Source organism: Tepidimonas sp. (genome assembly GCF_046292505.1).
GTDB lineage: Bacteria > Pseudomonadota > Gammaproteobacteria > Burkholderiales > Burkholderiaceae_C > Tepidimonas.
Genome location: NZ_JBKBQX010000041.1, coordinates 1 through 8147, shown reverse-complemented (window position 1 = coordinate 8147; position 8147 = coordinate 1). Strand labels below are relative to the sequence as shown.

Here is an 8147-nt window from a genome sequence, read left to right as displayed (position 1 = left end):
AGAGGAAGACCATCACGCGGTCGCCGTCCTCGATCATGCGGTAGTCGTCGATGGCCTGGCCGACCAGTCGGCACAGGCGCTTTTCCAGTTTGCGGTTTTCGAACGCGACGTCCATGGGGCGGAATGTGTGGCGGAATGTGTGGCGGAATCGGTCGGCGATTGTCCCGCAAACGGCGCGCGTGTGCTCACCACTGACCGCATTCCATGCGGATCGCCACCTCGCAGTCGTCGAAGATTTCCAGCTTGGCGATGCGCACGCGCACCCCGATCACACCCGGCAGTTGCATCAGCCGATGCGCGAGTTTGCCGATCAGGCTCTCCAACAGGTTGACGTGCTCGGCGGTGCACTCGTCGATGATGATCTGGCGCACCTTGCGGTAGTCCAGCACATGGTGGATGTCATCGTCGTGCGGCATCAACGGTTGCCAGCCTTGGTTGAGCTCGGCATCCACCTGAATCGGCTGAGAGCGCTCGCGTTCATGTTCCAGGATGCCCAGATTGGCATGGAATCGCAGGCCTGTCAGCGCCAGAATTTGGCGCCCCTTTTTGTGTTGATCGGCAGGGGATGGGGGCGCAGACATCGGTTCAGTTCATGCAAGAGAAGTCGCGCTCGAAACGCCACAGGTGCTGGCCGCCGTCCACCAGCAGATGTGTGCCTGTCAGTGAACGATTTTCTAGCGCGAAGCGCACCGTTGCTGCCACGTCCTCGGGGGTGGAGGCGCGTCCGAGCGGTGCCATCCGATGGAGGCGTTCGAAAGCAGCCTCGTCCAGCATGGGGCTGGTCAGCGTCAGCCCTGGCGCTACACCGACTACGCGCACCCACGGTGCCAGCGCCAGGGCCAGCAGCTCGGTGGCGCTGCGCAGCGCAGCTTTCGATAAGGTGTAACTAAAAAAATCTGGGTTGGGATTCCATAACTTCTGGTCGAGCAGATTGACCACACAGGCTGCGGCACGCAGTGCCTCGCGTGATGCCGCGTCGGTGCAGACCTGTACACGCAGCATCCAATGCCGGTGCAACTGCTGCGCCAGCAGCACCGGGGCGGCCGTATTGGGTGCCCAGTGCGCGCGCAAGCTCGCCTCATTGACCGTCAAGGCGTCGTCGTATTCGAATCGCGAGGCCGAATTGACAAGCGCGCACAATCCGGGGAAACGCTGTGCCACCGAGGACACCAATTCGCGGCAGGCCTGCTCGTCGTCGAGGTCGGCGGCAAACGCCTCGGCCTCTACCCCAAATTGGCGGCATGCGCAGACCGTCTCGGCGGCCTCTGCAGCCGAACCGCGGTAATGCACCGCCACGTGCCAGCCGGCTTGCGCCAACGCCACGGCAATGGTGCGACCAAGGCGGCGCGCTGCGCCGGTGACCAATACGGCACGCTCGGGGTGGAGGTTCGGAATGGATGGCATTGCGGCAGGAGGCGGGGCAGCAATCGAGCGCACAATCATGCCATGAGCTTGCTTGTCCACACCGCACTGGCGGTCGATTCCAACCCGTTGGTCCAGAAGGCTGCCCCCGCTGTGTCAGTCGTGCGTGATATGTTGGGCGAGTCGGGCGGCTGGCTGTCGTTCGACCGCTTCATGGCGATTGCGCTGTATCACCCCCAGGCCGGCTACTATGCCAGTGGGGCCGACGGCATTTTTGGATATGGACCGAGTGACGGCAGCGACTTCGTCACCGCGCCCGTGCTGAGCGCGCGTTTTGGTGCGACCATGGCGCGGGTCGTGGCGCAGGCGCTGCGCGAGACCGGTACGCGCGCGGTGTGGGAGTTTGGCGCCGGCAGCGGCGCGTTGGCGGCCCAACTGCTGACGGGGTTGGACCTGGCCGATTCTGGGGGGGCGCAGCCCGTGCAGTACCACATCATCGAGCTGTCGGCGACATTGCGCGAGCGGCAGGCCGAGCGGCTGGCCCGCTGGTCCGGCCGTGTACACTGGCACGACCGCCTGGCCGAGGGGATCGACGGTGTGGTGCTCGGCAACGAGGTGCTGGACGCCATGCCGGTCAAGTTGCTGCAACGTATCGACGGTGTGTGGCACGAGCGCGGCGTGGCATGGGACGAGGCAGCGGGTCGCTTCGTTTGGCAGGACCGTGCCACCGAACTGCGTCCTCCGTGCGCGATCGATGGTATGCACGATTACCTCACCGAAATTCACCCGCAGGCCGAGGCCTTCGTGCGTACCGTCGGCGAGCGTCTGCGGCGCGGGGCGGCTTTCTTCATCGACTACGGTTTCCCCGAGCATGAGTACTACCACCCCCAACGCGCCATGGGCACGCTGATGTGCCACCGGGCACACCGCGCGGATGCCGATCCGCTGAGCGATGTGGGCAGCAAGGACATCACCGCGCACGTCAATTTCACCGGCATCGCCCTGGCGGCGCAACAGGTGGGGCTGGAGGTGCTGGGCTACACCAGCCAGGGGCGTTTTTTGCTCAATGCTGGGCTGCTCGACGGCCTGGACGAGGCGCCGCTGCCCGAGCGCGCCGCGGCCTTGAAGCTGGTGCATGAGCACGAGATGGGCGAGCTCTTCAAGGTCATCGGCTTGGCGCCGCGCGCCAGCAGCCGGGGCTGGGTGCCGATGGGCTTTGCCCACGGCGACCGTACCCACGCCCTCTAACGGAGGCCGTTCGTGATCCGCTGGATGATCGTCATCTTTCTGGCGCTGGTGCTGATCAGTTGGATGACACCGCTGCTGCGCCGCCTGGGCTTGGGGCGACTGCCGGGGGATCTGCACTTCCGCCTGTTCGGGCGCGAGTGGTTCATCCCGCTGACCAGCACCATCGTGCTGAGCCTGCTGGCTTCGGCCATCGCGCGCTGGATTTGACGCCGGCGCTCGGGCACGGTAGGTGTTGTGTACCCGCCGGGGTATCCCTTGAATCGGCCGCGATGCGCCCCATCTGAGGTGGCACCACCGTTTTGCCTGGAGCGCTGTATGACCACCGAACCGCTGCATATCGTCTGCCCCCATTGCCATACCACCAACCGGGTCCGTGCCGATCAGCTCGATCAGGCGCCGGATTGTGGCCGTTGCCACCGCCCGCTGTTCGATGGGCACCCCGTCGCGCTGGATGCCGAGGCCTTCGAGCGCCATGTGGGGCGCAGCCAGATTCCAGTGCTGGTGGATTTTTGGGCCCCGTGGTGCGGCCCCTGCCGCATGATGGCCCCGGCCTTCGAGGCGGCCGCGCGGCAACTGGAGCCGCGTGTGCGGCTGGCCAAGGTCAATACCGAGGACGAGCAGGGCCTGGCGGCGCGCTTCGGCATCCGCAGCATCCCGACGCTGGCCCTGTTCGTCGGCGGCCGCGAGGTCGCCCGTCAGGCCGGCGCCATGGGGCAGGCCGACATCGTGCGGTGGGTGGGGGTTGCCCTGGCCCGCGCGCAGTAAACCCCGCCGCCCGCCCCCGGCTGGGCGGCGCTCAAGCCCCGAGTGCTGCGGCGATGGCCTGCTGGCGCGCGTGCTCGATGGCAGACCCGATGCGCAGGCCCAGGTCGCGCGCACGGGGATGGCGCGCCTGCGTCTGCTGCGCCACGGTGGCTGTGTCCACCGCCAGCGCCGCGCGCAGGGCAGCCCGCAAGCGGGTGGCCTGGGGGTAGGGGCGCGCCTCGTGGTGCAGGCGCCCGCGGGCATCGCATTCGCAGGCCAGCAGCACCTGTTCGAACCGCTCGGGGCGGCGCAGCGCATCGCACCGCTCCAGCAGGCGCAGGGTGGCGGCGGCGCCCAGCGTGTCGCAGCGGTGGATGTGGCCATGCTCGCGCGCCACCACCTCGGCCAGCTCGCGGCAGTCGCGCGGCACGCGCCAGCGCTCGCTCACCACGCGCAGCAGTTTGACGCTACGCTCCTCGTGGCCGATGTGGCGGGGCAGCACGTCCCGCGGTGTCGTGCCTTTGCCCAGGTCGTGGCACAGGCAGGCATAGCGGGTGGCCAGCGGTGCGCCCAGGCGGGCGCTCATGTCCAGCACCATGCCCACATGCACGCCAGTGTCCACCTCTGGGTGGTAGTCGGCGCGCTGCGGCACGCCCCACAGGCGGTCCACCTCGGGCAGCAGCACGTGCAACGCTCCGCACTCCCGCAGCACCGCCAGCATGCGCGAGGGGCGTGGCTCCATCAGCCCGCGCGAGAGCTCCTGCCACACCCGCTCGGGTACCAGGTGATCCGCCTCGCCGTGTTCCACCATCGCGCGCATCAGCGCCAGCGTTTCAGGCGCCACGGTGAAATCAGGCCAGCGAGCCGCAAAGCGCGCCATGCGCAGGATGCGCACCGGGTCCTCGGCAAAGGCCGGGGTCACATGGCGCAACACCTTTTCGCGCAGATCGCGCCGGCCGCCGTAGGGGTCGATCAGGCGCGGATCGGCCGGATCGAAGCGCCCGTGCGCATCCAGCGCCGCTGCGGGCAGCGCCATGGCGTTGATGGTCAGGTCGCGCCGCGCCAGGTCCTGCTCCAGCGTTACCCCGGGGTCGGCGAAGAAGTCGAAACCGTGGTAACCGCGCGCGGTCTTGCGCTCGGTGCGCGCCAGCGCGTACTCCTCGCGCGTGACGGGGTGTAGAAAGACCGGGAAATCCCGTCCCACGGGCACAAAGCCCTGTGCCACCATCGCCTCGGGCGTGGCGCCGACCACCACCCAGTCGCGGTCGGCATGGGCCGCGCCGTCGGGCCGCTGGTGCGCCAGGTGAAAAGCCCCAAGCAAGCCGTCGCGCACCGCGCCGCCGACCAGGTAAATCTCCACCGCGGCTGTCGTCAGGCGTACTTTTCTAGGATGCGCGTGGAGCGTTCGACCTCGCGCATCGTTTCGTTGTCGGAGACGGCCACCGACTCCATCACGGAGCAGGCCATCATGCGAAAGAAGGCCTTGTCCATAGCCTTGCGTGCCGCCGACATCTGCTGGGCAATGTCCTCGCACGGGCGGCCGGACTCCACCATCTCGATCAGGGCGCGCACCTGGCCCTCGATGCGCTTGAGGCGATTGACCACGTCGCGCTGGTGCTCGTTGCGGTAGCGCGACGGCGGCAAGCCGGGCCGATTCGCTTCGGCCGAGCGGCAGTCGCCGCTTGCGGTGGAGTCACTCATGTCGACGCCCTTCGGGTATTCGCTGTGGGACCACGAGTGTGCCAAAAAACCGCCGCGCTGGGCACCGCGCCGGTCGCGACGTGGGGTATAGCGGCCGCGTTGAAACCCTACCCTCTAGGGTAAATGCTGATGTGGTAGGCCTCCCAGCCTCGCTAAGCTATCGCTGTCTTGATTTAAATCAAAGCCCCTTCCAGGAGCGCAGGAGCGAGAGGACATGAGCCCATTTCGTCAAACCTGGCGGCGAGGAGTCGCCGCGCTGATGCTGGTGGTCAGCGTGGGCGCCACCACCGGCTGCGGCACCGTCGCGACGATCGGTAAGCTGGAGGACGGCGCCGGCGCCGAGGCGATGAAGATGTGGGACCGCTGGATCGAGGGCGGCGGCGACATCGCGGTGGCCACCACATGGGAGCGCAAGGTCAAGCCGGGCCTGACCGTCGCCGAGGTCGAGGAGATCCTGCGCAACGTGATGGTGGAGCGCAACATGCGCGACGTCGGTACGCTACCGCTGTCCAAGGAGTTGGAGGCGCGCTACGGCAAGAAGGAGCCGGTGCTGACGATCTACCAGTTCTGCAGCCCCAACATCGCGCGCCACATGGCCGATTTCAGCCCGCACATGGCCGCCTACATGCCCTGTCGCATTGCGCTGGTGGAGCGGCCTGACGGCTTGTGGCTCTACACGCTCAACATGGACATGATGGTCAAGATGGGCCGCAAGCTGCCCTCACCGCTGAAGGAGGAGGCATGGAGCGTGCGCGAGGCCGTCTGGGACATGATGGAGCGCGTCTCCAAAGGCGAGTTCTGACCGCCCGCCCCACACAACGACGAGCAGAGGAGAACCGCATGACGATGACACGCAACCGACTGGGACTGCGCCACGCCGTGGCCGCCGCTGCGCTGTTGAGCGCCGCCCCCTGGGTGCAGGCCACCAATGGCTATTTTCCGCACGGCTTCGGCCTGAAGGCCAAGGGCATGGGCGGCGCCTCCATTGCGCTGGCGCACGATGCATTTGCCGGCGTCAACAACCCGGCTGCGGCGGCCTTCGCCGGCAACCGCTGGGACGTCGGCGCCGAGCTCTTCCGCCCCTACCGCGACGCGCAGTTCGTCGGCGCCACGCCGTTGGTGGAAAGCGGCCGCACGGCATTCCCGATCCCGGAGTTCGGCTACAGCGCCAAGCTGTCCGAGAAGCTGGCGCTGGGTGTGACGGTGTACGGAAACGGCGGCATGAACACGTCCTACGCGCCGTTTCCGAACGGCGTCAACCTGATGGGCGGGCAGGGCAAGCTGGGCGTGGACCTGATGCAGTTGATCGTCGCGCCGACGTTGGCCTACCAAGTGGCCGACGGGCACACGCTGGGCATTTCGCCGCTGCTAGTGCTGCAGCGCTTCGAGGCCTACGGTCTGCAGGGCTTTTCGATGATGTCGCAGTCGCCGGGCGACGTCACCAACCGCGGCAAGGACACCAGCACCGGCATCGGGGTGCGCCTGGGCTACTTCGGCAAGCTCGGCGACCGCGTCACGGTCGGCGCGGCTTATTCGCCCAAGACCAACATGAGCCGCTTCGACCAGTACAGGGGGCTGTTCGCCGGTGACGGCGACTTCGACATCCCCGAGAACTACGGGGTCGGCGTGGCGGTACAACTGACCCCGGCGCTGATGGTTGCGCTGGATGCCACGCGTGTCAAGTATGGTGGTGTGCCGGCGATCGCCAACGGCAGCCTCAGCCAGGTGATGGCCGGCCAGCCGCTTGGGGCCGCGGCAGGGCCGGGCTTTGGCTGGCGCGACATCGGCGTCGTCAAGGTCGGCGTGCAGTGGCAGGCCAGCCCGCGGTGGACGCTGCGCGCCGGCTACAACAAGGGCGACAACCCGATCCGGCCGCAGGACGCTATGTTCAACGTGCTGGCCCCGGGCGTGATCCGCGAGCACTTCACCTTCGGCGCCACGTACGCGCCGGACAAGGACACCGAGTGGACGTTGGCGCTGTGGCACGGCCGGCGCGAGACGGTGGTGGGGCCGAGCGTGGACTTCATGTCCGGCGCGATGAACCCCACGGGCACACGCATTGGCATGCACCAGAATGGCTTCGGGCTGCAGTACAGCCGCAAGTTTTGAGCTGGGGAGAGCGATGGGCCGCCGCTCGGTGTGAGGGCGGCGGCCCTTTTTTACCGGCGCTGATGCGCTGTGCGACGGATAGCGATGAGAGGGTCGGCCGGACCATCCAGGTCCAGGTAGCGGGCGGCCACCGGCTCCACCGCGCTGGGGGTCAGGCCCAGGTCGGTCAAGGTTGGCAGGGTGCCGCTGGCGACATTGTCCACCTCCATCGAACGCAGGTTGTCGGTGCTCAGCAGCGGCTCGCCCGGCATCAGCTCCATCAGCAGCGCCTGGAAGTAGCCCAACACCCGCGGCAGGCCGATCACCGGCCGCGGGTGGCCACTCAGCCGTCCGGCCAGCCGAACCAGGTCAGCCAATGTCCACACCTCCGGGCCGACCGCCTCGAAGGTGCGGCCGATGGTGTCGTCGCGCTGCAAGCAGGCGACGATGGCCTGCGCTACGTCACCCACCCACACCGGCTGAAAGCGCGCATCGGCTCCGGCCAGAGGCACCACCGGCAGGCTGCGCTGCAGCCGCGCGAAGAGGTTGAGGAAGCGGTCCTCGGCGCCAAAGATGACACTGGGCCGCAGTACGGTCAAGGCCAAGCCGGCCGTGGCAATCTGCTGCAGCACGGCTTCGCCCTCGCCCTTGGTTTGCTGGTAGAGGGATGGCCCGGCGGGATCGGCGCCCAGCGCACTGACATGCACCAGCCGGCGCACATGGGCTGCCAGCATCGCCTCGCCGAGCCGCTGTGGAAACGTCACATGCACCTGCTCGAAGCGGCGCCGGTTGCCCTGCAGCACCGCGATCAGGTTGACGACCGCGTCGTGGCCGGGCAGCAGCCGCTCCAGCACACGGTCGTGGTGCACGTCGGCTCGGGTCGCCGGCAGCCGCTCGTCGGTATCGCTCGAACCATGACCCGATGAAGAGCGACGCCTGCATCGCGGTGTAGTGCATGCCGCTGGTGGGACTCCATGAAACGTATCCTGCTGCTGGTCTTGACC

10 protein-coding genes and 2 pseudogenes are annotated in these 8147 nt (G+C 67.6%); 5 read left to right on the top strand and 7 right to left on the bottom strand.

What is annotated here, in order from left to right; translation table 11 throughout:
• From ACK4TH_RS10965 to ACK4TH_RS10955, 3 genes and pseudogenes are all read right to left on the bottom strand, one after another.
• Positions 1-115, bottom strand: a pseudogene (locus tag ACK4TH_RS10965) (tRNA 2-thiocytidine(32) synthetase TtcA); the annotation flags it as partial.
• A gap of 70 nt (positions 116-185) precedes the next feature.
• Entirely contained in the window at positions 186-581 is a 396-nt protein-coding gene (locus tag ACK4TH_RS10960; protein ID WP_409626339.1) for a dihydroneopterin aldolase, read from the bottom strand.
• 4 nt (positions 582-585) lie between these two features.
• Positions 586-1404: an SDR family oxidoreductase gene (locus tag ACK4TH_RS10955; RefSeq protein WP_409626347.1), complete on the bottom strand. Its 819-nt coding sequence runs from the start codon at positions 1402-1404 to the stop codon at positions 586-588.
• Positions 1405-1533: 129 nt separating this feature from the next.
• Here ACK4TH_RS10955 and ACK4TH_RS10950 point away from each other — a divergent pair, with 129 nt between their 5' ends.
• The 3 genes from ACK4TH_RS10950 to trxC all read left to right on the top strand — a co-directional run bounded on the left by ACK4TH_RS10950 (position 1534) and on the right by trxC (position 3375).
• Complete coding sequence (locus ACK4TH_RS10950; protein ID WP_409626344.1) at positions 1534-2610, top strand: class I SAM-dependent methyltransferase; 1077 nt, start codon at positions 1534-1536, stop codon at positions 2608-2610.
• Positions 2611-2622: 12 nt separating this feature from the next.
• Positions 2623-2817 carry a DUF2905 family protein gene (locus tag ACK4TH_RS10945; RefSeq protein ID WP_068607136.1) on the top strand — a complete coding sequence of 65 codons (195 nt, stop codon included), beginning with the start codon at positions 2623-2625 and terminating at the stop codon, positions 2815-2817.
• 108 nt (positions 2818-2925) lie between these two features.
• A complete protein-coding gene (trxC, locus tag ACK4TH_RS10940) occupies positions 2926-3375 on the top strand; it encodes a thioredoxin TrxC (RefSeq protein WP_409626336.1) in 450 nt (149 codons plus the stop codon).
• Between the two features lie 31 nt (positions 3376-3406).
• On the opposite strand, the gene ACK4TH_RS10935 is transcribed toward trxC, so the two are convergent.
• Both ACK4TH_RS10935 and ACK4TH_RS10930 read right to left on the bottom strand, forming a co-directional pair.
• A complete protein-coding gene (locus tag ACK4TH_RS10935) occupies positions 3407-4714 on the bottom strand; it encodes a multifunctional CCA addition/repair protein (RefSeq protein ID WP_409626333.1) in 1308 nt (435 codons plus the stop codon).
• 11 nt (positions 4715-4725) lie between these two features.
• Positions 4726-5055, bottom strand: a complete 330-nt coding sequence (locus ACK4TH_RS10930; protein WP_409626330.1) for a metal-sensitive transcriptional regulator — start codon at positions 5053-5055, stop codon at positions 4726-4728.
• A gap of 214 nt (positions 5056-5269) precedes the next feature.
• On the opposite strand from ACK4TH_RS10930, the gene ACK4TH_RS10925 reads away from it, so the two are divergent.
• On the top strand, positions 5270-5857 hold the full coding sequence (locus tag ACK4TH_RS10925; protein WP_409626327.1) for a DUF302 domain-containing protein: 588 nt from the start codon (positions 5270-5272) through the stop codon (positions 5855-5857).
• A gap of 38 nt (positions 5858-5895) precedes the next feature.
• Positions 5896-7164 (top strand): OmpP1/FadL family transporter, encoded by a 1269-nt coding sequence (locus ACK4TH_RS10920; RefSeq protein ID WP_409626324.1) that lies wholly within the window; start codon positions 5896-5898, stop codon positions 7162-7164.
• 348 nt (positions 7165-7512) lie between these two features.
• On the opposite strand, the gene ACK4TH_RS10915 is transcribed toward ACK4TH_RS10920, so the two are convergent.
• Together ACK4TH_RS10915 and ACK4TH_RS10910 are read right to left on the bottom strand one after the other, a co-directional pair.
• Complete coding sequence (locus tag ACK4TH_RS10915) at positions 7513-7584, bottom strand: hypothetical protein (protein WP_409626341.1); 72 nt, start codon at positions 7582-7584, stop codon at positions 7513-7515.
• Positions 7572-8147: pseudogene (locus tag ACK4TH_RS10910) on the bottom strand (NAD-dependent epimerase/dehydratase family protein); the annotation flags it as partial. The pseudogene ACK4TH_RS10910 and the gene ACK4TH_RS10915, both read right to left, overlap by 13 nt.